The organism is Labedella populi (assembly GCF_004078655.1).
Lineage (GTDB): Bacteria > Actinomycetota > Actinomycetes > Actinomycetales > Microbacteriaceae > Labedella > Labedella populi.
In genome coordinates, this window is sequence record NZ_RZNC01000001.1 from 563,086 (window position 1) to 588,840 (window position 25,755).

25 protein-coding genes and 1 tRNA gene are annotated in these 25,755 nt (G+C 67.7%); 15 read left to right on the forward strand and 11 right to left on the reverse strand.

Annotation, left to right across the window (positions count from 1 at the left end; all coding sequences use genetic code 11):
- The first annotated feature begins 3 nt into the window (after positions 1-3).
- Positions 4-4,941, forward strand: coding sequence for an ExeM/NucH family extracellular endonuclease (locus tag ELQ92_RS02830; RefSeq protein ID WP_243694830.1), 4,938 nt, complete (start codon positions 4-6; stop codon positions 4,939-4,941).
- A gap of 93 nt (positions 4,942-5,034) precedes the next feature.
- Here the strand turns inward: ELQ92_RS02830 and ELQ92_RS02835 are convergent, their stop codons facing one another.
- Together ELQ92_RS02835 and ELQ92_RS02840 are read right to left on the reverse strand one after the other, a co-directional pair.
- Entirely contained in the window at positions 5,035-5,673 is a 639-nt protein-coding gene (locus tag ELQ92_RS02835) for a DUF4166 domain-containing protein (RefSeq protein WP_128497451.1), read from the reverse strand.
- Positions 5,670-6,842, reverse strand: coding sequence for a low temperature requirement protein A (locus ELQ92_RS02840; RefSeq protein ID WP_243694831.1), 1,173 nt, complete (start codon positions 6,840-6,842; stop codon positions 5,670-5,672). Before ELQ92_RS02840 ends, ELQ92_RS02835 begins: the two co-directional genes overlap by 4 nt.
- 131 nt (positions 6,843-6,973) lie before the next feature.
- On the opposite strand from ELQ92_RS02840, the gene ELQ92_RS02845 reads away from it, so the two are divergent.
- Positions 6,974-7,540 carry a GNAT family N-acetyltransferase gene (locus tag ELQ92_RS02845; RefSeq protein WP_243694832.1) on the forward strand — a complete coding sequence of 189 codons (567 nt, stop codon included), beginning with the start codon at positions 6,974-6,976 and terminating at the stop codon, positions 7,538-7,540.
- A 101-nt stretch (positions 7,541-7,641) separates the two neighbouring features.
- Here ELQ92_RS02845 and ELQ92_RS02850 read toward each other — a convergent pair whose 3' ends face one another.
- Genes ELQ92_RS02850 through ELQ92_RS02870 form a run of 5 tightly spaced genes read right to left on the reverse strand, consistent with a single transcriptional unit; the run spans position 7,642 to position 11,565 of the window.
- Positions 7,642-8,229: a GyrI-like domain-containing protein gene (locus tag ELQ92_RS02850; protein ID WP_166426688.1), complete on the reverse strand. Its 588-nt coding sequence runs from the start codon at positions 8,227-8,229 to the stop codon at positions 7,642-7,644.
- Between the two features lie 39 nt (positions 8,230-8,268).
- Entirely contained in the window at positions 8,269-8,634 is a 366-nt protein-coding gene (locus ELQ92_RS02855; protein WP_128497454.1) for a nucleoside triphosphate pyrophosphohydrolase family protein, read from the reverse strand.
- Positions 8,627-9,274 carry a TetR/AcrR family transcriptional regulator gene (locus tag ELQ92_RS02860; protein WP_128497456.1) on the reverse strand — a complete coding sequence of 216 codons (648 nt, stop codon included), beginning with the start codon at positions 9,272-9,274 and terminating at the stop codon, positions 8,627-8,629. The genes ELQ92_RS02855 and ELQ92_RS02860 overlap by 8 nt, the downstream gene beginning before the upstream one ends.
- Before the next feature lie 48 nt (positions 9,275-9,322).
- The gene (locus ELQ92_RS02865) at positions 9,323-10,507 is read right to left on the reverse strand and encodes a low temperature requirement protein A (protein ID WP_128497458.1); all 1,185 of its coding nucleotides are present in this window, start codon (positions 10,505-10,507) and stop codon (positions 9,323-9,325) included.
- Positions 10,504-11,565 carry an aldo/keto reductase gene (locus ELQ92_RS02870; protein WP_128497459.1) on the reverse strand — a complete coding sequence of 354 codons (1,062 nt, stop codon included), beginning with the start codon at positions 11,563-11,565 and terminating at the stop codon, positions 10,504-10,506. The genes ELQ92_RS02865 and ELQ92_RS02870 overlap by 4 nt, the downstream gene beginning before the upstream one ends.
- 187 nt (positions 11,566-11,752) lie before the next feature.
- Between ELQ92_RS02870 and ELQ92_RS02875 the strand changes: the two genes are divergently transcribed.
- On the forward strand, positions 11,753-12,145 hold the full coding sequence (locus tag ELQ92_RS02875; RefSeq protein WP_128497461.1) for a nuclear transport factor 2 family protein: 393 nt from the start codon (positions 11,753-11,755) through the stop codon (positions 12,143-12,145).
- An 82-nt stretch (positions 12,146-12,227) separates the two neighbouring features.
- A complete protein-coding gene (locus tag ELQ92_RS02880) occupies positions 12,228-13,058 on the forward strand; it encodes a helix-turn-helix transcriptional regulator (RefSeq protein WP_128497462.1) in 831 nt (276 codons plus the stop codon).
- A gap of 42 nt (positions 13,059-13,100) precedes the next feature.
- Here ELQ92_RS02880 and ELQ92_RS02885 read toward each other — a convergent pair whose 3' ends face one another.
- Positions 13,101-13,838, reverse strand: a complete 738-nt coding sequence (locus ELQ92_RS02885) for an SDR family oxidoreductase (RefSeq protein ID WP_243694833.1) — start codon at positions 13,836-13,838, stop codon at positions 13,101-13,103.
- Between the two features lie 104 nt (positions 13,839-13,942).
- Here ELQ92_RS02885 and ELQ92_RS02890 point away from each other — a divergent pair, with 104 nt between their 5' ends.
- The 8 genes from ELQ92_RS02890 (at position 13,943) to ELQ92_RS02925 (ending at position 21,721) form a co-directional block, all read left to right on the forward strand.
- Positions 13,943-15,364: an MFS transporter gene (locus ELQ92_RS02890; RefSeq protein WP_208004214.1), complete on the forward strand. Its 1,422-nt coding sequence runs from the start codon at positions 13,943-13,945 to the stop codon at positions 15,362-15,364.
- A 65-nt stretch (positions 15,365-15,429) separates the two neighbouring features.
- Positions 15,430-16,002 (forward strand): TetR/AcrR family transcriptional regulator, encoded by a 573-nt coding sequence (locus ELQ92_RS02895; RefSeq protein ID WP_128493376.1) that lies wholly within the window; start codon positions 15,430-15,432, stop codon positions 16,000-16,002.
- A 140-nt stretch (positions 16,003-16,142) separates the two neighbouring features.
- A complete protein-coding gene (locus tag ELQ92_RS02900) occupies positions 16,143-16,877 on the forward strand; it encodes an alpha/beta fold hydrolase (protein ID WP_128497466.1) in 735 nt (244 codons plus the stop codon).
- Entirely contained in the window at positions 16,874-17,725 is an 852-nt protein-coding gene (locus tag ELQ92_RS02905; RefSeq protein WP_128493374.1) for an enoyl-CoA hydratase/isomerase family protein, read from the forward strand. Before ELQ92_RS02900 ends, ELQ92_RS02905 begins: the two co-directional genes overlap by 4 nt.
- Positions 17,726-17,810: 85 nt before the next feature.
- Positions 17,811-18,662, forward strand: a complete 852-nt coding sequence (locus ELQ92_RS02910) for an alpha/beta fold hydrolase (RefSeq protein ID WP_128497467.1) — start codon at positions 17,811-17,813, stop codon at positions 18,660-18,662.
- A 197-nt stretch (positions 18,663-18,859) separates the two neighbouring features.
- Positions 18,860-20,311, forward strand: coding sequence for an ABC transporter permease (locus tag ELQ92_RS02915; RefSeq protein WP_128497469.1), 1,452 nt, complete (start codon positions 18,860-18,862; stop codon positions 20,309-20,311).
- Between the two features lie 55 nt (positions 20,312-20,366).
- Positions 20,367-21,089, forward strand: coding sequence for an ABC transporter ATP-binding protein (locus tag ELQ92_RS02920; protein ID WP_128497471.1), 723 nt, complete (start codon positions 20,367-20,369; stop codon positions 21,087-21,089).
- Between the two features lie 86 nt (positions 21,090-21,175).
- Positions 21,176-21,721: a GNAT family N-acetyltransferase gene (locus ELQ92_RS02925; RefSeq protein ID WP_243694887.1), complete on the forward strand. Its 546-nt coding sequence runs from the start codon at positions 21,176-21,178 to the stop codon at positions 21,719-21,721.
- 18 nt (positions 21,722-21,739) lie between these two features.
- Here the strand turns inward: ELQ92_RS02925 and ELQ92_RS02930 are convergent.
- Positions 21,740-21,813: transfer RNA gene (locus ELQ92_RS02930), tRNA-Gly, on the reverse strand.
- 74 nt (positions 21,814-21,887) lie between these two features.
- Between ELQ92_RS02930 and dcd the strand changes: the two genes are divergently transcribed.
- Positions 21,888-22,478, forward strand: a complete 591-nt coding sequence (dcd, locus tag ELQ92_RS02935; RefSeq protein WP_128497473.1) for a dCTP deaminase — start codon at positions 21,888-21,890, stop codon at positions 22,476-22,478.
- Positions 22,479-22,679: 201 nt separating this feature from the next.
- Positions 22,680-22,880, forward strand: coding sequence for a hypothetical protein (locus tag ELQ92_RS02940; RefSeq protein WP_128497474.1), 201 nt, complete (start codon positions 22,680-22,682; stop codon positions 22,878-22,880).
- Between the two features lie 9 nt (positions 22,881-22,889).
- On the opposite strand, the gene ELQ92_RS02945 is transcribed toward ELQ92_RS02940, so the two are convergent.
- Positions 22,890-24,077, reverse strand: a complete 1,188-nt coding sequence (locus ELQ92_RS02945) for an FUSC family protein (RefSeq protein WP_128497475.1) — start codon at positions 24,075-24,077, stop codon at positions 22,890-22,892.
- 159 nt (positions 24,078-24,236) lie between these two features.
- Between ELQ92_RS02945 and ELQ92_RS02950 the strand changes: the two genes are divergently transcribed.
- Positions 24,237-24,752 (forward strand): hypothetical protein, encoded by a 516-nt coding sequence (locus ELQ92_RS02950; RefSeq protein ID WP_128497476.1) that lies wholly within the window; start codon positions 24,237-24,239, stop codon positions 24,750-24,752.
- A 24-nt stretch (positions 24,753-24,776) separates the two neighbouring features.
- On the opposite strand, the gene ELQ92_RS02955 is transcribed toward ELQ92_RS02950, so the two are convergent.
- Positions 24,777-25,616 (reverse strand): helix-turn-helix transcriptional regulator, encoded by an 840-nt coding sequence (locus ELQ92_RS02955; RefSeq protein ID WP_128497477.1) that lies wholly within the window; start codon positions 25,614-25,616, stop codon positions 24,777-24,779.
- Between the last annotated feature and the right edge of the window lie 139 nt (positions 25,617-25,755).

Here is a 25,755-nt window from a genome sequence, read left to right on the forward strand (position 1 = left end):
CCATTGTCCAAGCCAGCCACGAGACCCGTCAGGGCGGGTTTCGCGACGCTTCTCGGGGGCGCGCTCGTCGCGGCTCCCCTCATCGGGGTGGCGGCCCCGGCATCAGCCGCCGTCGACGGCAGCGATGTCGTCATCAGCGAGGCCTTCCTGAACGGAGGCAGCAACGGGGCTGCGTACACCCACAAGTTCGTGGAGCTGTACAACCCCACCGACACCGACATCTCCCTCGAGGGCATGTCGATCCAGTACCGGAGTGCAGGCGGCACGAGCAACCCGACGGGCGTCATCCCGCTCTCGGGTTCGATCGCCGCCGACGGCTACTACCTCGTGCAGGGCGCGTCGAACAACGCCTCCGGCGACATCGGGGACCCGCTTCCCACGCCGAATGCATCGGGGAGTGCCTCCTTCAGCGGCTCGTCCGGCACGATCTTCCTCGCTGATCAGGCGACCGCTCTCACCGCGCCCGCCACGGGTTCGCTCGTGGACGCCGAGGCGATCGTGGATCTCCTCGGCTACGGCACGTCGAACACGTTCGAGACGTCGCCCTCCACAGCGGCCTCGCTCACCACGTCGATCGCCCGCACCGAAGGCGTCGACACCGACGACAACTCCGCCGACTTCCTCGCGGGCGCGCCCACGCCGACGAACGCCGCCGGTGAGATGCCGGAGTCTCCGGAGGAGCCGACCGAGCCCGAGGAGCCCACCGCCCCGAGCGAGCCCGTCACGATCGCCCAGATCCAGGGCGCGGGGACGACGTCCCCGTTCGCCGGCCAGACGGTCACGACCACGGGTGTCGTCACGGCGACCTATCCGTCGGGTGGCTTCAACGGCTACTACATCCAGACGCCGGGCACGGGCGGCGCGATCGACCTCGCGACGCACACCGCATCGGACGGGATCTTCGTCTACTCCGCCTCGACGGTCGCCTCGGTCGCCATCGGCGACTACGTCAAGGTGACGGGAGTCGCGGGCGACTACTACGACCTCACGCAGATCACCGTGGGCTCTGCAGCTGGTCTCGAGAAGCTCGACGCCTCCACCGTCGAGGCGCCGGAAGCGGCGACGATCGCCTACCCGAGCGATGCCGGCAAGCGCGAGGCGCTCGAAGGCATGCTCGTGGCGCCGGTCGGCGGGTTCACGGTGAGCAACACGTACTCGACCAACCAGTACGCCGAGCTCGGTCTCGCGGCCGGCGAGTCCCCGCTCATCACGCCCACGGAGATCGCGCGACCCGGATCGGCCGGGTACACGGCCGCCGTCGCGGACAACGCGGCGCGCGCCGTGACCCTCGACGACGGAGCGTCGATCAACTTCCTCGGCTCCGACGCGAACAAGGACATCCCGCTCCCATACCTCACGCAGAACGCGGCGATCACCGTCGGGTCGGCCGTCGAGTTCACCGAGGAGGTCATCCTCGACTACCGCAACTCCGCATGGAAGTTCCAGCCCACGACGCAGCTCACGGCGGAAGACGACCTGCCTGCGACCTTCAGCGACGTGCGCGAGGCGAAGCCGGCCGATGTGGGCGGCGACATCCAGATCGCCGGCTTCAACGTCCTCAACTACTTCACCACGACCGGCGACGAGCTCGCTGGCTGCGAGTACTACCGCGACCGCGACGGCGACCCCGTCACGATCGACGGCGGCTGTGCCGCTCGCGGCGCCGCCGAGGACGAAGACCTGGAGCGCCAGGAGGCCAAGATCGTCGCGGCGATCAACGGGCTCGGTGCCGAGGTCGTCTCCCTCGAGGAGATCGAGAACTCGGTGAAGTTCGGCACGGATCGCGACGAGGCCCTGTCGATCCTCGTCGAGGCTCTCAACGAGGCCGCGGGCGACGACGTCTGGGCGTTCGTGCCCTCGCCGGACGCCTCGGAGCTCCCCTCCGTCGATTCGCAAGACGTCATCCGCAACGCCTTCATCTACAAGCAGGCCGCCGTGCAGCCCGTCGGTGACTCGCGCGTGCTCCTCGACCCCGCGTTCAACAACGCGCGTCAGCCGCTCGCTCAGGAGTTCCGGGTCACGGACGCCGAGGGCACGTTCCTCGCGATCGTGAACCACTTCAAGTCCAAGGGTTCGGGATCCGGCGCGGACGCCGACCAGGGTGACGGACAGGGCGGTTCCAACGCCTCCCGCGTCGCTCAGGCGAACGCCCTCGTCGCGTTCTCGAACGAGCTCCAGACCGAGCTCGGAACCGACGAGGTCTTCCTCATCGGTGACTTCAACGCCTACACGATGGAGGACCCGTCGGTCGTCCTCACCCAGGCCGGCTACGTCGACCAGGGATCGAAGACGGGCGAGTACAGCTACTCGTTCAGCGGGCAGAGCGGATCGCTCGACCACGTCTACGCCTCCCCGGCCGCCGACGCCAAGATCACCGGTGTCGACATCTGGAACATCAACGCGGGTGAGGCGATCGCGAAGGAGTACAGCCGCTACAACTACAACGCGACGAACTTCTACGACGAGAGCGTCTTCCGTTCCAGCGACCACGACCCGATCCTCGTCGGCTACTCGGTCGACGCTCTCCCGGTCGACCTCAACCTCATCGACATCAACGACTTCCACGGTCGCATCGATGCCAACACCGTCAAGTTCGCGGGCACGATCGAGCAGCTCAAGGCCGAGTACGGCGACGACAACTCGATGTTCGTCTCCTCCGGCGACAATGTGGGTGCCTCGGTCTTCGCATCGTCCTCGCAGGGTGACCAGCCCACGATCGACGTACTGAACACGCTCGAGCTCGTCGCGAGCGCCGTGGGCAACCACGAGTTCGACCAGGGTTTCGCGGATCTCACCGACCGCATCGAGACCGAAGCGGACTGGGACTACCTGGGCGCCAACGTGTACGAGAAGGGCACGGAGACCCCCGCCATGCAGGAGTACTCCCTGCAGGAGATCGACGGCCTGACGGTCGCCTTCATCGGCACCGTCACCCAGGAGACCCCCTCGCTCGTGTCTCCCGACAACGTCGCGTCGATCGACTTCGGCGACCCCGTCGAAGCGGTCAACCGCGTGGCGGCGAAGCTCACGGACGGCGATGCCGCGAACGGTGAGGCCGACGTCATCATCGCGAACTACCACGAGGGTGCCGGCGCGGGCGCGCCCGACGGTGCGACGCTCGAGGAGGAGGTCGCCGCCGGCGGCGTCTTCGCCGAGATCGTCACCGAGACCTCGGCAGAGGTCGACGCCATCTTCACGGGTCACACGCACAAGCAGTACGCGTGGGACGCTCCCGTCCCGGGCGTCGAGGGCGAGACCCGTCCCGTGCTCCAGACGGGCAGCTACGGCGAGAACATCGGAAACGTTGTCCTCACGCTCGACCCCGAGACGGGCGACGTGCAGTCGTACACCGCTCGCAACGTGAGCCGCACGACGGTCGCCGACGACGTCCTCGTCACGGCGTACCCTCGCGTCGCGGAGGTCAAGGCCATCGTCGACACGGCGATCGCCGAGGCCGCCGTCATCGGCAACCAGCCGAAGGGTTCGGTCACCGCCGACATCACGACAGCCTTCGCCGGCGGATCGTACGTCGACGGGAAGTGGACCGGCGGCACTCGTGACGACCGCGCGAGCGAATCGACGCTCGGCAACACCGTCGCCGACGCGCTCCAGTCGATCCTCTCCTCGGAGGAGCGGGGCGGGGCCGAGATCGGCATCGTGAACTCGGGCGGTCTGCGCGCGGAGCTCTTCTATGCTCCGGACGGCACGATCACCTACGCCGAGGCGAACGCGGTCCTGCCGTTCCTCAACAACCTCTGGACCACGACCCTCACGGGTGCGCAGTTCAAGGAAGCGCTCGAGCAGCAGTGGCAGACCAACGCCGACGGCACCATCCCGTCGCGGCCGTTCCTCAAGCTCGGCCTGTCCGACAACGTGGAGTACACCTACGACGCATCTCGTGCCCAGGGTGACCGCGTCACGGGAATCTGGATCGACGGCGAGCCCCTCGTCGCCGCTCAGGACTACCGTGTCGGGTCCTTCAGCTTCCTGCTGCAGGGCGGCGACAACTTCCGCGTCTTCGCGGAGGGGGCGCAGACGCGCGACTCGGGTCTCGTCGACCGCGACGCGTGGATCTCCTACCTCGAGGAGAACCAGGGACTGTCTCCTGAATTCGACCGCAAGAGCGTGTCCGTCACGAACGCACCGACCGAGATCGTCGAGCCGGGCTCGACCGTCACGTTCGACGTCTCGTCGCTCGACCTCACGTCCCTCGGAAGCCCGGTGAACACCTCGCTCACGGCGGAGTGGACGGGATCGGACGCGACGTTCGATCCGATCGCCGTCGCGAACGGCGCGGCGTCGGTGTCGCTCACGGTACCGGCCGATGCTGCAGCGGACAGCGAGATCGTGCTCACGGCGCAGCCGTCCGGCACCGTTTTCCGCGTGCCCGTCTCAGTGAACGCCGCAGAGGAGCCCGAGCCGCAGCCGGAGAAGCCGATCGAGGCGCCCGTCGGCGTCGACTCGGAGGACCTCCCGGCCGATCTCGAGGACGCGATCTCGGTGTCGCCGGATGAGGTGAAGCCCGGCCAGGAGATCTCGGTCTTCGTCGGTGCCGAGCGCGCCGGCGAGTGGGTCGCGGTGTGGATGTACTCCGCTCCGACGCTCATCGCCGACTGGCAGCAGGTCTCGGTGACGGGTTCGGTCACGGCGACCATCCCGCTCGACGCGACGGCCGGTGAGCACCTCATCGCCGTGACCGACGCAGCGAACGATGTCATCGGCTGGACGGACATCACTGTCCTCGCCGCTGCGGCGCCGGGAGACGGAGATGGCGACAACGGCACCGGCGACGGATCAGGAGCCGGCAACGGATCCGGTTCCGGAACGGGTGACGGCCTCGCCGTGACCGGAACGACGGTGGCGCCCATCGCGGCACTCGCGCTCCTGCTGCTGCTCGCCGGAGCGACGGTCCTCATCGCGCGGAAGCGCGCGCGGGCCTGATCGACCCTGAACGCCGTGTGGCGCGTCACCTCGCTGGTGGCGCGCCACACGGCGTTTCGCGCAGCCCGCGATGAGCACGATCGTCGGATCACCTCACCGTTCCGGAGACGGTCCGATCGTGTAGGTGAAGGATCCGGTGTAGCGGAAGATCTCTCCGAGGAACGGGGCGTCGATTCGGACGTCGACGTGCTGACGTGACGGATCCCTCTCCTCGATGTGTTCACGGAGGTGCATCGTGGCGAGTGGCGGGAGCGGGACCCGCGCGCGGCCGACGTGCACGGCGAGGGCCGTGGACGTCATGTGCAGGGCGCCGGAGACGACCGAGAGTCGGATCGTGACGCCGAGCCCGCCACGCTTCCCCAGCCTGTCGTAGAGGCGGCCGCACCGGACGATCATGGCGTCCTCCATGATCCGGGTGCGGCCGCGGAAGGCGAACGTGCGGACGGCGCTGAGCCCGCCGTTCCTCCTCGGAATGTTGGTGACCTCGAACGGCACATCGTGTCCGAGCTCGGGGAAGAGGACGTGCCGCCATGCCATCAGGGCCAGTACGGGACGGAGGAATCGGCGCCGGGATCCCGCGACGCGGTAGACGCCAGCCCCTGATCCCACCCAGCCGGCGGGGATCGGGCCGAAGTAGCGCTGGAGGCGCGGGTCGAGCGCCGAGTAGTCCGCGCCGAGGATGCGCTGATACATCGACGTCGGGGGTTCGGTGAGAGAGGCGTCTTCGCTCATGCCCCAGTGTGCTCCCGGGTCACCTCGAGCACAACGACGATCGTGATCATGATGACGGCGGCCACGACGAGGCTCAGCGGACCGAGCGCGCTCACCGCGAGCCCGACCGCGAGGATCACCACCGCGGCATTCGCCCAGGCGGGCAGCCGGTCGCGGAGGGCGAGGAACCAGATGCCGAGGATGAAGAGGGCGACGGGGACCGTGGTCGTCGCGGCCGCGACCGCCGCATCGAGGTCCGCCTGATTCGTGTCATGGTCGATCGCGACCTCGATCCCTGCGGAGAACGCCCCCGCAGCGGCGAAGATCATGTAGTGCACATACCCGAACACGAACGAACCTCGGAACGTCGTGAGGCGCTCGTGCTGCGGACGCGCGAAGTAGACCCACCACATCCCGGCAGCGAGGATCAGCCCCGTCACCGCGATCGTGAGGAGCGGGGCGATTTCCTCCGAGTGGTGGATCGCGTCGATGATGGCGTTCGCCGACGCGAGGATCGACTCCCCGAGCAGGATGAGCGTGAACAGGCCGTACCGCTCGGTGACGTGGTGCGGATGCGACGGTGTGGCGACGCGTCGCTCCGCCCACAGCGGGATGATGACCTCCACGAGAGCGAGGATGAGGAAGCCGATCGGCTGCCACGCGTCGGGGATGGCGAGCCACCATGCCACCCACAGCATCTGGAGGCCGGCGATGCCACCCGCGTACCGCAACGCCGTCGCGCGGTGGCCGGGCGAGCTGATCCCCGCGCGTAGCCACTGCGTCACCATGGCGAGCCGCATCACGACGTACCCCAGCACCACGAGGGTGAACTCTCCGTCGATCATCGCCGTCGCCGCTCCCGCCGCGAGCACGAGCGCGCCGCCCATCTGGACGATCGTCGTGACGCGGTACAGCCAGTCATCCGTGTCGAACGAGGTCGCGAACCACGTGAAGTTCATCCACGCCCACCAGATCGCGAAGAAGACCATGAGGTAGGGGCCGACACCGCTGACGATGTGCCCCTCGCTCTCGAGGTGGTGGAGGTTCTGTGATGAGATCGCGACCGAGACGACGAAAACGAGGTCGAAGAACAGCTCGAGTGGACTCGCCGTCCGGTGCGGCTGGTCCGGATCCCGCGCCGTCATCCGGACGAGCCCGAATCGGGAGCGGAGGGGAACCGGAGTACTCATGAACGGCCTTCCCGTCGACACGAGGTGCCTCTGCACCGGTTCGGACGATAGCAGTCCGCCGTGTCGCGACAATCGGGCCGCCGTGGCCGGGCGTCGTCCGCGGGGGCTTCGTCTCCCGGTAATCTGGTCCGGTGGGTCAGCAAACCATCGTCCGCTCCGTGCAGGACGCCGATATCGCGGGTGTCGAGCGGGTCGTCCGCGAGGCGTTCGGGTCGGACGGGGCCAAGGTGTTCGGTCTCGTGGAGGCGCTCCGCCCCGGGTACGCCCGTGCGGAACTCGTCGCGGAGCTCGACGGGGAGATCGTCGGGCACGTCCTGCTGAGTCACTCGTGGGTCGATGCGCGCGCCGCCCTCCTCGACGTCCTCGTACTCAGTCCGCTCGCGGTGCTCCCGGCGTTCCAGGGGCAGGGGATCGGCGGCGAGCTGCTCGGCGACGCGTTCGCGTCGGCGGAGGAACTGGCGTCACCGGCGATCTTCCTCGAGGGCGACCCGAGCTACTACTCGCGCCAGGGCTTCTCAGCCGCCGAGCCGCTCGGCTTCGAGCGGCCGAGCCGGCGGATCCCCGAGGCCGCGTTCCAGGTGGCGCTGCTGGACGGTCACGAGGAGTGGATGAGCGGACGCCTCGTCTACCCGGAGCCGTTCTGGACCTACGACTGCGTCGGTCTGCGCGACCCCCTGCTCACCCGATTCGGCTGCTGATCGCCTCCTTGGGGAGCGCATCCGAGTAGGTCCACAGGGCGCGGGCGCAGCCGACAATCTCGCGCTCCGCCGACCGTGCCGAGCGTCGAGTCGCAGGTGGTTCAGAGGACGGGGTCCCTCAGTATCGTGCGGAGCGTGTCCTGCGGCGTGGTCCGGGTGAAGGCGTCGAGATGGATCTCGTGATGCGGGCCGGCTCGGTGCAGGTCCTGACGTCGTGCGTACTCTCCGAGGCGCGCGAGTGTTGCATACTCGTCCGAGAACGGCCCATGATGCATGACCTGAACCACGTCCTGCTCGGGGATCGTGAACGATGTGACGGCGTCGGAGGCGGTGTCCGCGGCGCTCGCCGCCCGGGTCCGTGCTGAGGCGATGGCTTCGTCGGTCGTGCCTGCCGGGATCTGCGCCAGTACCCGATAGAGCAGGGATGGGATCGGGTTCACGCTGTAGAAGTCGGCGATCTCCGCGGGTGTGGAGTTCTCGGGGTACCAGAACTGGAGTTCCACGACCGGCGTCTCCTCCCTCTGGGCGAGGGCGCGGGCGATATCGGAGACCAGGATCTTCTTGCGGTAGAACTCATCGCTGCCGGGCGCGCCGTCGCCGAGGACGGCGACGTAGTCGACAGAAGGAGTCCGGACGTACTCCGGATCGTCCGACGCATGCAGGTGCTCGGAGAGCGTGGTGGCGGACACTATCACTCCTGTCGGTCTTGTGGCGGGGGCGGAAACGGGTCAGTTCGAGTGGTCGGGGCGGGTGCGGGCTATGGTGGCCTCGAGGCCACCGCTGATGTTCGCCATCGTCTCGGCGTAGGCCTGGTCCAGGTCGATGCCGAGCTTGTCGGCGAGGACAAACGTCCACCACATCGACTCCGCGAGCTTGTGTTCGAGCTCGGCGCGTGGATCGCCGTCGATGCCCCAGGTGCCGTCGTGGGCGAGGAGGAGTCGACCGATGTAACCGACGTCGTTCGAGAAGCCGATCATGAGTTCGTGCAGCGACCAGGTCTTCCCGTTGAAGCGCTCCTCCAGCACCTCGTATTGGGATCGGACGGCGAGGGCTTGGTCTCGCGCAATGGACAGTGACGATGTGTGCTCAGACACGGGCGGTCTCCTTCGAGTCGACTGATGGGTGTTCGGTGGAGCGGGGGGAAACGAGGGGTGTGGGGAAGCCGGCCACGATCCGCCGCACCATGGACAAGAGCGTTTCCCGGGTCGTCCCGTCTGCGGCGCGGATGGCGAACCCGCTGGTCACGGTGATCAGAAACGCTGCGAGTTCATCCGGGTCCTCATCCTCCGCGAGATCGCCCTCGTCGACCGCGCGACGAAATCGCTCGGCGAAGAGGGATTCGATCCTCGCTCGGTTCTCCGTGAGTGCAGCCAGCTGCGTCGACCCCTCCGTCGCCACCGCAGCCTGCACCGAGAGGCAGCCGGCGGGACGCCCTGGCATGGTGACCGCGACAGCGTTGCCGGTGAGGAACGACTCCGCCACCTCACGAGCCGTCGGTCGAGCGAGGGCGTCCGTGACGTAGCCCATGCTGCGTTCGACGTAGCGGCGAAGCGCTGACTGGAAGAGCTGAGTCTTGTCACCGAATGCCGCGTACAGACTCGGCCGGCTGATGCCCATTGCTGCGGTCAGCTCGGACATGCTGGCCCCGTCGAAGCCGCGACGCCAGAAGACATCGACCGCATCATCCAGGGCGCGATCGGGATCGAAGCCGCGCGGTCGCCCGGAGACTGCCATGCCCTCGCCTCCTTCTCTTGTATACCAATCGGTACATAAGTCATTGTGTCACAGATCGTCGGGGTGAGGCGAATGCTCACACAGGCGCTGGTAGGCGGTGAGCCCGAGCGTCAGCAGCGCGATGATGCCGAGTGCGGTGAGAGGTGGAATGAGCGACATCGCCGGGGTCAATGCGAGCGCGAGGCCTGCTGCGACCACGCTGGACCGGGGGAGACGGTGGGTCGTGCGCCAGACGTAGGCCGCTGTGGACACGAAGAACAGTGCGACCCCGCCCGTGAGGGCCGTTGCCGTGAAGGCTCCCGCATGGCTCGCTACGTCGATGTGTTCGATGGCGCTGCCGATCCCCGTGGAGGCGAGGAGGATCCCCGCCACGATCCCGAAATGAAGGTACGTGCCGGCGGTCGCTACCGCGGTGCGGCGTGTACCGGTGAGGGCAGCGATATAGCGCTCGGCAGTCGCGGGCAGGCGGTCGAAATACTGCCACCACATCCCGAGTGCGAGTGTCGCGGCGAGGAGTGAACCGACGACGACGACCGGCGAAAGGGTGGCGTGAGTGGCTCCGAGCCCGATCGAGATGATCGATTCTCCGAGGGCCAGGATGACGACGAGACCGTGTCGCTCGGCGTAGTGTCCGACCGACGGGAGCTGCCACTCGCCGTTGCGAGAGGTGAGGTACACGGTGATGCCTTCGATCACCACGGCCGCCGACCACAGCGTGAGCTGAGCGGTCCCGCCCAGTACTGCCCCCGCGATCAATGCGGCGGACACGGGCACGATGGTTATGCCCATCGTGCGGAGCACCTGGCGGCGCAGTGGCAGGTCTCGGCCGGCCACGACGATGTTCACGCCCGTGTAGGCGAGCGACAACGCCACGAAGCCGACTGCGAACAGGAGCGCCCCGAAACGGCTCTCACCGGGGCGCGGATATACCTCGGGGATGGCGATCGAGAGTGCGAGGACCATCACGATCGCGAGGATGATCCCCACCCGGACGACTCCGTGGTCGGCCGTGCTTTGGTTCGCCAGCCAGGCGTGCGAAGCCCAGGACCACCACAGCACTCCGAGAACCGCGACACCGCCGAGCACGCTCGTCACACTCGCCTCGGCAGCCATCAGGTGCGTCACCTGAGTGAAGGCGAAGACGTAGACGAGGTCGAAGAACAACTCGAGCGGTGTCGCGCGGTGGTCCCCGCTCGGCGGGGTACCCGCGCGAGCGTCGACGGGGGCGGTCATGCGCGGGCGAATGCGGTCGAGTTCAGGCCGTTGATCGAGGTGTCGCCCTGGAGAAAGCCCGTCGCGAAGCTTCGGATGACATTCATCGGGTACTCGAGCGTCGGCTCGGTGAGAGCCGACAACCGGGCGATGTTCTCGGGGGACAGCACGACGTCGGCCGAGGCCAGGTTGGCCTCGAGCTGCTCGACGGTTCGGGCGCCGATCAGCGTCGATGTGACCTCCGCCTGCTGCCTGACCCACGCGAGCGAGACCGCAGCGACGGTGGCGGAGTGCTCGTCGGCGATCTCCGCTAGCGCGTCGAGGAGCACGAACGTGTCTTCGGTGAGATTGGGGGAGGCGTAACCTGACCGGCTCGATCCCTCCACGGATCGTACGGCTCGGGAGTACTTGCCCGAGAGCACTCCGGACGCCAGCGGGCTCCAGGGAGTGACGCCGAGGCCGAGCGCACGGGCCGCTCCGAACTGCTCTCCCTCGGGAGTGCGGGCGAGCAGCGAGTATTCGACTTGAAGTGCTGCGATGCGCTCCCAGCCGTGTGCTCCTGAGAGCCCGACGGACTGCCCCACCCACCAAGCCGGTACGTTCGAGACGCCGATCGCCCTGACCTTCCCCGCTCGTACGAGGTCGTCGAGAGTGGAGAGGGTCTCGTCGATCGGGGTGTGCCGATCCCACTGGTGCATCCAGTAGAGGTCGATGTAGTCGGTCTTGAGACGGCGCAGTGATTCGTCGAGCTGCGTGTAGATGGCCTTTCGTCCTGCTCCGCCGGCGTTGGGGTCCGCGGGGTGCAGAGTGCCGCCGAACTTCGTCGCGAGTACGACGCGGTCGCGCAATCCGGATCGCTGCTCGAAGTAGTCGCCGAGCGTCTGCTCGGACTTCCCGGCGTTGTACTGGTTCGCGGTGTCGATGAAATTGCCGCCCGCGTCCACGTAGTGGTCGAGGATCTCGAAGGAGGTCTGCGGTGCAGAGCCCCAGGTGCCGTCGTCGAAGTTCATGGCTCCGAGTGCCAAGGGACTGACGCGCAGTCCCGTCTTGCCGAGCGTGCGGTAGGAGTGGATGGTCATGGTGCCTCCGAAGTAGATGACCGACTGGATGCTTCGAGTCTCCGACCCCGCTTCGGCCGCAAGAAGGGCGAGCCACACGGGGTGCCGCGCACCCCCTCAGCCGATCGTGCATGGAACGAGGGTGGGTGCCACACACCCTGGGAAGCGCACCCTTCCCGGCGACGTCCTCCCCCGTCACTGTGGACTCATGACCACCAACACGAATGACCTCGTCATCACCACCGCCACCGTGACCGCCTGGGTCGACCGCTACCTGACCGCCTGGGAGACCAACGACCCGCAAGACATCGCAGGACTCTTCACGGAGGACGGCGAGTATCACGAGAGCCCGTACGAGACGGACTGGATCGGACGGGACGAGATCGTCGCCGGCTGGCGCAGTCGTTGGGATTGGCAGCAGGGCGGCTGGAGTTTCGATTGGGAGATCGTGTCGATCGACGGCGCCACCGCCGTCATCACGGGTGTGGGTCGCTACACGAAGCTCGGTGACTTCGACAACCAGTGGACCGTGACCTTCCGCACGCCCGAGCTCTGCGAGAGCTTCGTCATGGTCAACACCGAGCGCGACGGGAACGAGTGATTGCCATACACCGATCGACTCCCGTGCACCGCTCCGTGCGCGACACGATGTGCGCATTCCGAGGTCGAGTAACGTGAGGACCATGCCGGTCCAACCCAGTCCTCTCGGTGACTTCCTCCGGGCGCAACGCGCCCGCGTCGCTCCCGGAGATGTGGGACTCCCCGATGTCGTCGGCCGTCGCGTCACCGGTCTGCGCCGCGAAGAGGTCGCCGTACTGGCCGGAGTGAGCGTCGACTATTACACCCGTCTCGAACAGGGGCGCGAGCGCACGCCCTCCGCTCAGGTCGTCGATGCGATCTGCGGGGCGCTCCGCCTCAGTCCTGATGCTCGTCAGCACGCGTATCGACTCGCTCTGCTCGCACCGACGTTCCAGCCGCCGCCGGGCGCCGTCAGTTCGGAGCTGCTGCAGCTGATGGATGCGTTCCCCGGCGCGGCGGCTTACGTCGTGGATCCGGCCTTCCGAGTGATCGCGGCCAACGCCACCGCTCGCGCCCTCCTCGGTCCCACGCAGCTCGAGGCCGGCGGACTCGAATACATCTTCCTCGAGCCCAGCGCGCATGACTACTTCGTCGAGTGGGACGTCGTCGCGCGGGCAGCGGTCAGCGCACTCCGGCTCGCCGCCGGTTTCGCCGTGCCGTACCCGGCCGTGCCGCCACTGGTCGAACGCCTTCTGCGGGAGAGCAGTGACTTCGCCGCCCTGTGGGCGGATCACACGGTGTCGGGACTGAACATCACCTACAAGGTCATCAACCACCCCGACATCGGTCGGGTGGAATTGACCTACCAGACCCTCGATGTCCGTGATGCGCCGGGCCAGCAACTGACGGTTGCGACGGCTCCCGCGGGATCGCCGAGTTCCGACGCGCTCGCGCTGCTGGGTACGATCGACGCCACGCGTCGAGCCCGGAGTTGACTCGAGGAGGCAGGGGCATCGGAGCGACGCTCACATCCGCTGTCAGGCGCTGAAGCCTCCGTCGATGGTCAGGGAAGAGCCGGTCACGAATGCGGCCTCCGGCGTGACCAGATAAGAGACGAGTGCCGCCACCTCGGTCGGCGAGCCGAACCGCTCGACGGCGATGCGGGAACGAAGCGTTCCGCCGGCCGGGCCGTCCGAGGGGTTCGCATCGGTATGCACGGGCCCGGGCTGCACGTTGTTGACCGTGAGCCCGCGCGGTGCGAGCTCGCGTGCAAGAGCCTTCGTGAAGCTCGCAACCGCTCCCTTGGTCATCGAGTAGACCGAACCCCCGACAAAACCTGTGTAGTCGGCGTTCACGCTGCCGATGTTGACGATGCGTCCGCCCTGGCGGAGATGCGGGATGGCGGCCCTCGTCGACAGGACCAGTGCGCGGACATTGATCGCGATCATGGAGTCGATCTCCGCCACCGGCAGCTCGGTGAGTTCACTCCATGTGCCGCCCCCGGCATTGTTCACCAGCACATCCAACCCTCCGACGCGACTGACGACGGACTCGACGACCGCGGCGAAGGCCTCCTCCTTCGTCCCGTCGGCCTGGTAGGCGATCGCGGTCCCGCCGGCATCCCGCACGGTGTCGACGAGCGCGTCGGCTGCCGTGTGCGATGACATATAGGTGAAGGCCACGGTGTACCCGTCTGTGGCGAGGCGTTGCACGATGGCGGCTCCGATTCCTCGTGATCCGCCGGTGACGAGAGCGATGCGTTCGGTTGACGGCATGATTTCTGTCCTCATTCACATAGTAGGGAATATCTGGAGGGCTTCTCCGGATACCTTAGATAGAAACGGAGGTGCTCTCCGTTCATTCCCTTTGAGGAGATTCGGTGTCTCTCGTCTCGAACAAGCCCCGTACTGCGGCCTTCGCCCTGTCGGCGGTGTTGGCATTGCAGCTCATGCTGCAGCTCGACGCTCAGGTCATGACCGTCGCCCTGCCCGCCGTACAAGCAGAACTCGGCTTCACGGCCGCGTCCCTGTCGTGGGTACCGAATGCTTATGCTCTCGCCTTCGGGGGGTTGATCCTGCTCGGTGGCCGACTCGGCGACGCGTTCGGCCGCGTACGGGTATTCGCGGTGGGCACCGGGGTGTTCATGCTCGGGTCGCTGCTCGGAGGTCTCGCGATCGACCCGATCATGCTCGTCGCCGCTCGTGTCCTCCAAGGGATCGGTGCGGCCGTGGCCGCACCGAGCGTGTTGGCCCTGATCGCAACGATGGCGCGAGACGAAGCGGCTCGCGCGAAGGGGCTCGCGTTGTTCACTGCGACCTCCGCGATCGGGTCGTCGGCTGGTCTCATTCTCGGCGGTTCGTTGACCGATCTGGCTTCCTGGCGATGGGGGCTCCTCATCAACGTGCCGGTCGGCATCGTCGTCATCGCGACCGTGGCCTGGCTCGTGAACGAGAGCGATCGGCGCCGAACCCACGCCTTCGACGTTCCGGGAGCGGTCTTCGCCAGCTTGGCATCCGCCGGGATCGTATGGGCCTTCATCTACGCGGGAGAATGGGGCTGGGGTTCAGTCAGCACCGTTCTCTTCTTCGGATTGGCCATAGTCCTCATCGCCGTGCTCGTCGTGATCGAACGACGTTCGGCCAACCCTCTCGTCGCCGTTCACCTTCTGACACACACGCCGCGCGTCGGCGCTCTCATCAACATGGGACTGATCGTCGGCACCCATGCCGCCATGCTGTTCTTCATCGTGCAGTTCCTGCAGCGCGTTCTCGACTTCGGCCCGCTGCTTGCCGGACTCGCTTTCCTGCCCCTCACCGCAACGGTGTTCATTGTCACTCGATGGGTGCCGGGCATCGTCGCTCGTTTCGGCGCTCGCATCCCACTCGTCATCGGGGGAATGCTTGTCGCTACGAGTTTCCTGCTCTGGGCGCCGCTGAACGAGAATGCATCCTATGTCGCCGTCGTCGTTCCGCTTGTCGTCCATGCACTCGGAGTGGCGCTCATCTTTACGGCCGGTACTCTTACGGCGATGAACGCGGTCCCCGAGGACGACACCGGCTCGGCATCGGGATTGCTGCAGATGGCGCAGCAGGTCGGAGGATCGGTCGGGATCGCGGTCGCGGTCAGCGTCTATGCGACCGGTGCGGTAGAAGGGCAGTTCATCCCCGGCTTCGCCGGTGCCATGTTCACCGGCGCGGGACTCGCGGCCGTGGCGACCGTGGTCGCGATCTTCACGATCAGGAGGCCGGTCGCCAAGGCGGCCGAGCAGCCCGTGCATAGCCCCCGCGTCACAGCCCGCTGATCATATCCTTGATACACAACACCACGCGGCTTGCGAGGGGAAGGGCGGACCACATCTCTACCGACATGAACCCACCCCGGCGTATGCGCGCAGACGCGCTGAAGAACCGGGCGCGCATTCTCGAGGCCGCCCGGGTCGAGGTCGAGCTGGGCGGCACGGAGTGCTCGCTCGACAACGTCGCCAAGCGGGCGGGAGTGGGTCCCGGTACCCTGTATCGGCACTTTCCCACGCGCGAGGACCTCATCAGCGAGCTGCTCCTCACCTGGGTCAGCGACGTCGAAGCCGACGCCGACGCCACGGCGACCGATCGCTGGGACGACGTCCTCGACTGGTTGATGCGCTTGGTCGAGCGCGCACGGCTCTACCGTGGACTCGCGTCCACCATGGCGGCCACCGAGAGTGATGAGGACTCGCCCTTGCGTGCGGCCCATGCCGCCGTCGTCGAAGCGAATGGGCGGGTGTTCGACCGCGCCTTCCACGCGGGAGTGGTGGTGGCCCCCGTCGACTCCGGCGAAGTCATCCGGCTCGTCACGGGGGTCGCCATGAGCGCCGAGCAGGCAAAGCTCGATCCGGCTCAGGTGCGGTCGATGCTCTCGATCGTCCTCCACGGCCTCACCCCTCCGCACGCTCACTCCTGAAATCCCGCCCAACGAGGCACCCGAACAACTCGCCAGAAACTCAGGCAAAAAACTTTTGGCTAGCGGGAATTACCTGCCCCCTTCGAGCGCTCTCTCTAATAACCGGAGAGACTCTCCGGTAAAGACCGGAGAGGGTCATCATGACCGACACCACCACCAACCCCACCATCGTCATCGTGCACGGAGCATGGACCGATGCAAGCTCCTTCGCGGGAGTTCAGCAGTTGCTCACCGCGGTCGGCTACGACGTCCTCGAGTTCGCGAACCCGCTGCGATCACTCGGCGGCGACGCCGACTACCTCGCCGCGTTCCTGCAGAGCCGCACCAGCGGCCCGGTCATCCTCGTGGGCCACTCCTACGGTGGAGCGGTCATCGGAGCAGCCGCCGCGGCCGTTCCCAGCGTGACCGGTCTCGTCTACGTCAACGCTTTCGTTCCGACTGAGGGAGAAAGCCTCCTCGACCTGCTGAACAGCGCCGGCCCCGTCGACCCGACCCAGCTGTTCGACATGGCGCCCTACCCCGGCGCCCCAGAGGGAGATGTCGACCTCTACATCCAGCGCGGCCCGTTCGAACCCGCATTCGCAACGGGACTCTCCGAGGAACTGCAGGCGGAGTTCTACGCCAAGCAGCGCCCGATCACGTTCAGCGCTGTCGGCGCGCCGGCTGCTGCGAACCAGGGCTGGGAGAAGCTTCCCTCCTGGTACGTGGCGGGCACGATCGACGGCAGCATCCCGCTGGCTCTCCAGCTCCGGATGGCCGAGCGTGCCGGATCGGCCGTCACGCAGCTGGAAACAGGTCACCTCTCGATGGTGACCCACCCCCGCGAGGTCGCCGACGTCATCCTCGCCGCCGCGACGGTCGCAGAACGCGCATGAGCTTCCTCGACGACTTCCACCCCACCCAGCTCAAACTCACCGTCGAATCGCCGACTTTCTGGCGAGTGACCTTCGACAACCCACCGATCAACGTGATCGGGCTCGAGATGATGCGCGAGCTCAAAGAGCTCCTCACCGAGCTCGAGCACAATGACACGGTCAACGTGGTGGTCTTCGACAGCGCCGACCCCGACTTCTACATCGCCCATTACGACGTCGAAGTCGACAACGACGCCGCCGAGGCACTGCCGACCACCACCGGGTACACCGCCTGGGTCGACATCACGGTGCGCATGAGCAAATTGAATGCCGTCACCATCGCGGCCATCCGGGGCAACACCCGGGGTGCCGGCAGCGAACTCGTCCTCGCAATGGACATGCGCTTCGCGAGCCTGGAGAAGGCGAAGCTCGCTCAAGTGGAGATCGCACTGAAGGCCGTCACCGGAGGTGGCGCCAGCGGTCGGCTGCCGTCGCTCGTCGGACGGGGCCGCACGATGGAGATCCTGCTCGGCGGCGAGGACTTCGACGGAGCGCTCGCGGAGCGCTACGGATACGTCAATCGCGCCATACCCGACGCTGAGTTCGAGGACTTCGTCAATGCTTTCGCACGGCGCGTCTCCGGGTGGGACCACCAAGCGATCGTGGAGATCAAAGCGTTCATCGACAAGTACACCCGTCTCCCCGACGCCGAGTACCCGCTCCACTCCGACGCGTACTGGGCGGGAGTCTCCCGCCCTGAAGTCGCCGGGATCGTGGGGCGCCTCCTGGACAACGGGATGCAACAGCGCGGACCGCTGGAATACGACCTCGGTCGACAGATCGCCACGATCGCTCAAGAGGAGGCATGACGGTACGCCCCTCGTCAGAAACCCAGATAAGCCGCGGCAAATGACCGTCGCACAATCCCCGCAACATCACTCAAGAAAGAAGATCATGAACAAGCCCGCTCGCACCCTCCGGGGTGCCACACGTCGAATCCTCACCATCGCCGCCGGTATCGCTACTGTCGCAAGCGTCGCCCTCGCGGGTACCGCGAACGCCGACAGCGTCACCGACAGGCACAGGCCGCAGGCCAAGCCGACCGTCGTCATCGTGCACGGCGCCTGGACCGACGCCAGTTCGTTCACCGCCGTCGAGAAGATCCTCACGAAGGACGGCTACCCGGTCCTCGATTTCGCCAACCCGCTCCGTTCCCTCAGCGGTGACTCCGAGTACCTCGCATCGTTCCTCGCCGCCCGCACCACCGGCCCGGTGGTCCTCGTCGGTCACTCCTACGGCGGAGCCGTCATCAGTGAAGCAGCCCTCACCGACCCGGACGTGAAGAGTCTCGTGTACGTCGACGCCTTCGTCCCCGCTGAAGGTGAGAGCCTGCTCGACCTGCTGAACAGCGCCGGCCCCGTCGACCCGACCCAGCTGTTCGACACCATCCCGTACCCGGGCGCCCCCGAGGGTGACGTCGACCTCTACCTCAAGAAGGAGGCTTTCGCACCCGGCTTCGCCAACGGCCTCTCCCACGCGGAACAGGCCTCGTTCTACGCCAAGCAGCGCCCGATCACCTTCAGCGCGGTGAACGAGAAGGCCTCCGCGGCCGAAGCATGGAAGACGCTTCCGTCCTGGTACGTCGCAGGCACCCAAGACGCCAGCATCCCGCTCGCACTGCAGCTGCAGATGGCCGAGCGCGCCGGATCCACCGTCACCGAGGTCAAGGCAGGGCACCTCGCGATGGTGAAGGAACCGAAGAAGGTCGCCAAGGTCATCGAGGTCGCAGCGAAGAGCACCAAGTAGCGCTGTCACGTGAAGAGGACGAGGCGCGTCGCGAAAGCGCGCCCCTCGTCCTCTTCACGCATGAGGACGCCGATGGGTCCACTTCTCGCGCAGCCCCCGGTGCGTCGATAGCCCACTCATAGGACACGCATTCCCTGTCGAGAGATCCGGCTCCTACCGTCTGATCGACCGGTCGGACGGACCGGAGAAGGAGACCCATGTACTTCACGTATCTGCGCCGCGAATTGAGCGGACGCACCAAACAGACGGTCATCGTCGCGGCGGGACTCGCGATCGCCATCGCACTCGTCATCATCGTCAACGCCCTCACAGCGGGGGTGCGTGACGCGCAGACGCAGGCCCTCGAGTCCGTCTACGGCGTGGGAACCGACCTCACGGTCGCGGGTGCGCAGCAGGAACCGGGAGAGGGCGATGGGGCGCGATTCGAGTTCGGCGAGGGCGGCGGCGCCACGGCCGACGACGGAACCACGACGCTCGCGCAGTCGCAGTTGCGCACCGAGATGGGACGGTCGACGCTCGACGCGACGACCGTCGACACGATCTCGGGCATCGACGGGGTCTCATCCGCTTCCGGCGCGCTGAGCCTCACGAACTCGACGTTCTCCGGCGAGCTCCCCGAGATACCCGCAGAGGGCGCGACGGGCGAGGCGCCCGCCGACGGGGCGCCGCAGGGCGGGGGAGGGTTCGGCGGCGGATCCTTCGACGTCGACTCATTCACCGTGCTCGGCGTCGACCCCGCCGCGCAGTCCGTCGGGCCGCTGTCGTCGGTGACCGTCTCGGAGGGGCGCGCGCTCGAGACCGACGATGCCGGTCAGAACGTCGCCGTCGTCGACGCGACGTACTCGACCACGAACGACCTCACCGTCGGCGGGACCGTCGACGTCGGCGGCGCCGCGATGGAGATCGTCGGAATCGTCACGTCGAGCACGAGCTCGACGGACACCGCGTCGAACGTCTACATCCCGCTCGACGTCGCTCAATCGCTCGCGGACGTCGGCGACGTCGTCTCCACCGTCTACGTGCAGGCCGCCACCGCCGACGGCATCGCCGCAGTGCAGGAGGAGATCGAGACGGCGCTCCCCGACACGACCGTGAGCTCCCAGTCGGACCTCGCCTCCACGGTCTCCGGCTCGCTCTCGAGCGCGACGTCCCTCGTCACGAACCTCGGCACGTGGCTGTCGATCCTCGTTCTCGCCGTGGCCGTGGTCCTCGCGGTGCTGTTCACGATCTCAGGGGTGTCGCGGCGTACGCGCGAGTTCGGCACCCTCAAGGCGATCGGCTGGTCGAACGGCCGCGTGATCCGACAGGTTGCCGGCGAGTCGATGGTGCAGGGCCTCTTCGGTGGCGCGATCGGTCTCGCGATCGGACTCGGGGGCATCCTCGCGATCAACGTGATCGCCCCGACGATTTCCTCGGCCCCCACGACGACGAGCGAGGCCGGACGGGACGGCGGTCCGGGCGGCGGTGGCCCCGGCTTCGCGTCCGTCGCGCAGACCGTGTCGGACATCACGCTGACCGCGCCCCTCACGCCATGGGTTCTCGTCGCGGCCGTCGGTCTCGCGGTCTCCGCGGGTCTCGTCGCCGGTGCCTTCGGCGGGTGGCGAGCCGCGCGGCTCAGCCCGGCCGAGGCCCTCCGCTCGGTGGCATGAGCCGCCGACCCGACATCGCATCCCTTTCCTCGACAACACGACAGGACCGCCCATCATGACCATGACCGAGCCCCACATCGACGCCCCGAACGAGCCGACGACCCCGCTTTACCGTCTCGCGGACGTGTCGAAGACGTACACGCAGAAGAAGCGGGTGGTGAAACCGCTCGTGGGAGTGGACCTCGAGATCGCCCGGGGCGACTTCGTCACCATCCAGGGCCCCACCGGCGGAGGGAAGAGCACATTGCTCCAACTCCTCGGCGCTCTCGACCGGCCCACGTCGGGACGACTGACACTCGGAGACACCGACCTCGCTGCCGCGAGCAACGCGGCGCTCGGCTCCGCCCGTGCACGCGAGATCGGTTTCGTCTTCCAGGGCTTCAACCTCATTCCGACCCTCACGGCGAGCGAGAACGTAGACATGGGTCTCGAGCCCCTCGGCCTGGCCGATGCCGAGCGTCGTGCCCGCGTGGCCGAGGCCCTCGCTCACGTGGGTCTCGCGGATCGGGCGGATCACCGGCCGGGGGAGTTGTCCGGTGGACAGCAGCAGCGCGTCGCGATCGCTCGGGCGATCGCGAAGCGTCCCCGCGTGCTCCTCGCCGACGAGCCCACGGGGAACCTCGACGAGAGCATGCGCGACGAGATCCTCGACCTGCTGCAGGCGCTCAACGACGGTGGCCTCACGCTCATCGTCGTGACGCACGACTCCGCGGTGGCGCGGCGGGCGTCGCGGAGGCTGCGGCTGGAGAAGGGCACGATCCGCGACATCACGCGGTGAGAAGACTCCCGCGACGCGCTTCGACAGCTCGGCGACAGAGGGGGACGGGCCTCTGGACCGGCCCTCCCGATAGCCTGGAGCCCGTGATGGACAACGACCGGCGGCGTGACTGGGCACCGGAACTGCCCCTCCGCACGCCGCGGCTCCTGCTCCGAGAGCACCGGATGACCGACCTCGACGACCTCGCGCTTTTTCACGGCGACGAGCGGACCGTCCGCTATCTCCCGTGGCCGGTCCGCTCACGCGACGACACCCGCACGGCGCTCCTCAAGAAGCTCGAGCAGCACTGCGCTCCGGCGGAGGGCGACTGGCTCGTGCTCGCGATCGAGGAGATCGCGACCGGGCAGGTGATTGGAGAGGTCGACCTGAAGCGCGGCGCGGACGGCCAGGCGGATCTCGGCTACGTCGTCCGCCGCGACCGGGAAGGCCTCGGCCTCGCTTCCGAAGCCGTCCGCGAGCTCCTCCGCCTGGCGACCGAGGACCTCGGCGTGACGACGATCGACGCACACATCGTGCCCGGCAACAGGGCATCGGAACGCTTCGCCGAGCGCCTCGGCTTCGTCCGCCACCCCGAGGGCGATGTCGACGACACGGAAGACCCGACTCTGGCCTATCGCCGGTCGTCCGCCTGAGGGCCCTGATCGTCAGTATGGAGCGGATGACGGGAATCGAACCCGCGCTATCAGCTTGGGAAGCTGAAGTTCTACCATTGAACTACATCCGCGTTCGCCCGGAGGCGCTCCGCCAGCCTAGCAAACCGCGCCGACACATGCCGCAAGCCGCCACTACACTGACCGTGTGCTTCTCTCCGATCGCGACATCCGGGCCGAACTGACCAGTGGGCGCATCGCGCTCGACCCGTACGAGCCGGAGATGATCCAGCCGTCGAGCATCGATGTGCGGCTCGATCGCTTCTTCCGGCTGTTCGACAACCACAAGTACCCCTTCATCGATCCGGCCGAGGATCAGCCGGAGCTCACGCGGCTCATCGAGGCGAAGCCCGACGAAGCCTTCGTTCTGCACCCCGGTGAGTTCGTACTCGGGTCCACCTTCGAGAGTGTGACTCTGCCCGACGATGTTGCTGCGCGGCTCGAGGGCAAGAGCTCGCTCGGTCGCCTCGGCCTCCTCACCCACTCGACCGCGGGCTTCATCGACCCGGGTTTCGAGGGGCACGTGACGCTCGAGTTGAGCAACGTCGCTACGCTGCCGATCAAACTCTGGCCGGGTATGAAGATCGGGCAGATGTGCTTCTTCCGGTTGTCGTCCCCCGCCGAGCGGCCCTACGGCTCCGCCGCCTACGCATCGCGTTACCAAGGGCAGCGCGGGCCGACGGCGTCGCGATCGTTCCAGAACTTCCACCGCACGGACGTCGGCTCCCGCGAGTTGTGACGATCGCAGCCGGACCCCGTTCCGGTTCTGAGGTATCGCCGGGTGTTGCGGCAGCGTGGTCGGGACGCGTGGACACGACCAGCGCGCGTCGGTGCTAGCACGCCACGCGCGACGGCGGTATGGGTACGACCGGGGTCGCAGCGACGGTTAGGTTCGATCCACCGGGCGAGGATCCTGCTCGCCGTGACGAGAGGAACCGACATGAGCGACCCCACAGCAGCGAACCCCTCGAACAACGGGGCTGACCGCGAGGACGGCTCGAACGGCGCCGGTCCGGCATCGGACGAGAACATCAACGCCGAACTCGATGCCGACATGGCCGAGGCGCTCGACGCCGACAACGACCTCGATGACGACCTTGTCGTCGAGCACCCCTCTCTCGACGAGGGCGCCGGGATCTGACGCCTCGGCCTAACGCTTCGGGCGTCGGTCCCGCGTCGCTTCCCGGGGCGGACGGGCGGTGCGGGACGAGCGTCGCTCCTCGAGGTCCTCGCGCATTCGTCCCGCGGCGACCGCGAGTGAACTCACGAGCGGTTGGGCTTCGGCCGACGCCGTGCGCTCGCGCAACTCCTGCTCCACGACGGCCGGTTCGCGCGCCTCGGACGCGACGTGGTTCTCCGATCCGGGTGAACCGGCGCGCTCCTCGTCCCACCGCTCCATGAAGCGTGCGAGGCCTCCGATCAGTTCGGCCGCCGGAGCGCGCGTCGCCGCATCGGCGAGCTCCGCGAGCGGCCGGTCGTGCTCGGAGCCGCGCAGCACCGCACCCATTGCTTCGAGGTGTACGCGGCAACGCCGAAGCGCGGCCAAGTCGTCGAGGTCCTCGTCGACGTCGTAGTGCATCCAGCGAGCACGCGGGTTCGCGCGTCGGCTGTCCCGGGCCTCGCGCACGGCCGTCGCCGCCTCCGCGAGGCGGGACTCGTAGGTCAGGAGCTCGTGCTCCCAGCCTGACCCGTCGCCGCCCGTCGAGAGCGATTCCGCCATCGCCTCGAGCGTCCGTCCCCCCGTCCGCCGCAACGCCGACAGGGCCATGGCGGAATCGTCGACCCGCAACGGCGGAAACACGAGCAGGTTGACGGCGATGCCGATCACCATGCCGAGACCCATCTGGGCGATGTATCCGATCGAGTAGTCGTTCGCGTTCGCCCCGCCGATGATCAGGACGAACAGAGCGGCGATCGGCACGTAGTCCTTTCCCGGTCCGAGCACCGTCAGGCCCGCGAGCGCGGTCCCGACGAAGAGCGCGACCGGGACCGCGATCCACGGCGGGGCGGCGGCCGCGATCAGACCCCACGCGACGACCACCCCGAGGGCGAGACCCGCGACGGTCTGAACGCTCGAGCGCATCGAGTCCATGAGGGTCGGTGCCATGGCGATGAGCGCGCCGAGAGGGGCGTAGTAGGCGTAGTCGGCCGTCTCTCCGGGCAGCAGACCGCCGAGGAACCACGCGATCGTCGCCGCGAAGGCGGTCTTCCCCGCGTGGAGCAGTCGCGCGGGTCGCACGGCGCGTCGGACCGCGAGCACGAAGGCCGAGCGCCGCGTCGCGGACGTGGTGTTCGGCCGTGCCAAGACGACCGGATTCGTCTCGAGGGGAGAGGACATCGCACCGAGTGTGCCACCCCGCAGCCTCGGACGAGAACGGGTTGCGATCACGGAGCCGCTGAGCATGGCCCGGCGCCTCGCGCCCCCGGTACCCTGGGATCAGCCCATCGGGCGACGGCGGCCGGTGGACGACCAGCGATCCCACCAGAAGAGGCCGCCATGACCGACGCACAGACACGATTCACCTCAGCCCTCACGGCAGCGGGTCCCGCGGCAGCGCATCCGAAGCGCATCGCGCGGTTCGGTCGCCTCGTCGGTTCCTGGCGGGTGTCGGCGTCGCGCCTCGACGAGTCGACGGGCGAGTGGGTCGTCGGCGAATTCACCTGGCACGTCGCGTACATCCTCGACGGCCGCGCCGTGCAGGACGTCTCCGTGCGCGAGACGGCCCACGGCGCCGAGACCATCGGCACCGCGATTCGCGTATACGACGCCGACATCGGCCTCTGGCGTGTGTCCTACGTCGAGCCCCTGCGAGGCGAGTACTGCAACCTCCTCGCGACGGGCCACCGGAAGGACGGGATCCGACAGGACGGCACGCGCAACGACGGCAAGGCCATCCGCTGGAACTTCTCGAACATCACGGACACGTCGTACACGTGGGAGAGCTACGTGTCGGACGACGACGGCCGAACGTGGTGGCTCGCCGAGCACAACGAGGGCACCCGCATCGACTGACACGTGGTCCGCGCGGCGGCGGGATCAGCGGAGCGGCTGGGTTCCGAGCACCGACAGCAGGCGGAGCTTCTCCGCGCTCTCGGTGCCGGGCACTGCGGTGTAGACGAGGAGCGCGTGGGCCTGGTCGGGATCCACGAGCCGCTGACAGTGCAGTTCGAGAGCGCCCACTTCGGGGTGCACGAAGCGCTTGGTGTCCTTCGGACGCACGCCCACCTCGTGAGCCGCCCACAGTTCTCGGAACTCGGCGCTGCGCTCGAGCAGCAGGTCCGCGAGCGCCGACGCCGGGGATCCGGGGCCGCGCCGCCCCGCGATCTCGCGGAGCCCTGAGGCGTACAACCTGCTGAGGAATGCGTGCTCCTCGGCGGCGTAGAGCCGGCGGGCCGACGGATCCGTGAACCACCGGAAGCCGAGACTGCGGTCCGGTCCCACGAGTGTCGTGTTGTCGCCGGTCAGCGCGACGCCGAGCCGCGACTGCCGCAGCGTCTCGCCGAGCTCCGTGACGATCTCGGCCGGAGTGTCCTCGAGGCGGTCGAGCACGCGCAGCAGGCCGGGGCTGATGTGCGCACTGCTGACGCCCCGCGCGGGCGGCGTGTGGCCGCCGAGGTGGAACAAGTGGTCGCGTTCCTCGTGCGAGAGGTGGAGGCCTTGCGCGATCGAGGCGAGCATCTGCTCTGAGGGCTGCGGACCGCGCTCGCGCTCGAGTCGGGCGTAATAGTCCGTCGACATGTGGCAGAGCAGCGCGACTTCCTCGCGCCGGAGGCCGCTCGTCCGCCGCCGGTGCCCGCGCGGCAGCCCGACGTCCTCAGGCTGCAGTGCTTCGCGCCGCACACGGAGGAACTCCGCCAACCCGGTGCGATCGATCACGGTCTCCTCCTTCTCTCGACGTCGTCCCTGTCTACAGTGTCCGACACGACTGAGCCACGGCCCGTCGATCCACCCCTCCGGCCCGAGAGGTGGCGCGGGCAACAGCGGATCCGGAGGCCCTGGATGTGGGATGCGATCG